The 1,615-nt window shown below is 59.7% G+C and carries 2 protein-coding genes and 1 pseudogene; all 3 read right to left on the reverse strand.

Annotated features, from left to right (window positions below):
- Positions 1 to 113, reverse strand: a pseudogene (locus AC1ROR_RS23625) (sugar ABC transporter ATP-binding protein); the annotation flags it as partial.
- A 12-nt stretch (positions 114 to 125) separates the two neighbouring features.
- Positions 126 to 950 carry a carbohydrate ABC transporter permease gene (locus AC1ROR_RS23630; protein ID WP_498590926.1) on the reverse strand — a complete coding sequence of 275 codons (825 nt, stop codon included), beginning with the start codon at positions 948 to 950 and terminating at the stop codon, positions 126 to 128.
- A 12-nt stretch (positions 951 to 962) separates the two neighbouring features.
- Positions 963 to 1,615 (reverse strand): carbohydrate ABC transporter permease (locus AC1ROR_RS23635; RefSeq protein WP_498590927.1); only part of this gene is annotated, 653 nt, incomplete at its 5' end.

Genomic DNA, 1,615 nt, shown 5'->3' on the forward strand with positions numbered 1-1,615 from the left:
GACGGGCCGACGAAGACGACGAACTCGCCGTCGTTGATATCGAGATCGATCGACGGGATGACTTTCGCCTCACCGAAGAGCTTGGACACGTTCTGAAGGGAAATGCTGCCCATGTTTGTCGTTCCTTATTTCACGGCGCCAAAGGTCAGGCCACGCACGAGTTGTTTCTGCGAGAACCAGCCGATGACGAGAATGGGGGCGATCGCCATCATCGAGGCGGCCGAGAGTTTTGCCCAGAACAGCCCCTGCGGTGAGGAGAAGGAGGCGATGAAGGCCGTCAGCGGGGCTGCATTGGTGGTCGTCAGCCGGATGGTCCAGAAGGATTCGTTCCAGGCGAGGATGACGTTGAGGAGCAGCGTCGAGGCAATGCCCGGAACCGCCATCGGCGTCAGCACATGGGCGATCTCGTTCCACAGCGATGCGCCATCCATGCGCGCCGCTTCCAGAATCTCGCCGGGGATTTCCCGGAAGTAGGTGTAGAGCATCCAGATGACGATCGGCAGGTTGATGAAGGTGAGCATGATGGTCAGCCCGATGCGGGTATCGAGCAGGCCGGCATTGCGGAAGATCAGATAGATCGGCACCAGCACGGCGACGGCCGGCATCATCTTGGTGGAGAGCATCCACATCAAAATGTCCTTGGTGCGTTTGGTCGGCGAGAACGCCATGGCCCAGGCGGCGGGAATGGCGATGATCAACGCAATGATCGTCGAGCCGAGCGACAGCACCACCGAGTTCATGAACGGCTTGAAGTAATCGCGCTGGGTCTGCACCGTCACGTAATTCTCAAGCGTGCCCGAGGGAATGAGGCTGAAGCCGGCGATTGCCTCCGGCTCGGTCTTGATCGAGGTGAGGAAGGCATAGAGGATCGGGAAGAACAGCAGCAGCGCCACGGCCCAGGCCGCGATGGAGAAGCCGATCTTCGCACGTGTGGTTGTCTTGCGGGCCATGATGTTTCCCCTTTACCGGTCGAGGTTCTTGCCGACGGCGCGCATCAGGAAGATGGCGACGATATTGGCGAGGATGACGGCGATGATGCCGCCGGCCGAAGCGCCGCCGACGTCGTAACCGAGAAGCGCGGTGCGATAGATGAGGAAGGCGAGGTTGGTGGAGGCATAACCCGGTCCGCCATTGGTGGTGACGAGGATTTCCGCGTAAACGCCAAGCAGGAAGATCGTCTGGATCAGAATGACGACGGTGATGGCGCGCGACAGATGCGGCAGGGTCAGATAGATGAAACGGTTGACGAAGTTGGCGCCATCCATCTCGGCGGCTTCCTTCTGTTCGCCATCGAGTGACTGCAGGGCGGTCAAGAGGATCAGCGTCGCAAACGGCAGCCATTGCCAGGCGACGATGATGATGATGGAGAGCAGCGGAAACTGCGCGAACCAGTCGACCGGTTGCAGGCCGAAGAAGCGTGAGAGATCGGCAAGCACGCCATAACCGGGATGCATGATCATGTTCTTCCAAACCAATGCGGCCACAGGCGGCATGACGAAGAAGGGCGAGATGATCATGATGCGGACGATGCCCTGGCCGAAAATGTCATTGTCGAGCAGAAGCGCAATGGCGATGCCGCCAATGACGGTGATCGCAAGCACGCCGCCGACGATCA

This window comes from Agrobacterium sp. GW821-FHT14E08, from assembly GCF_058803865.1.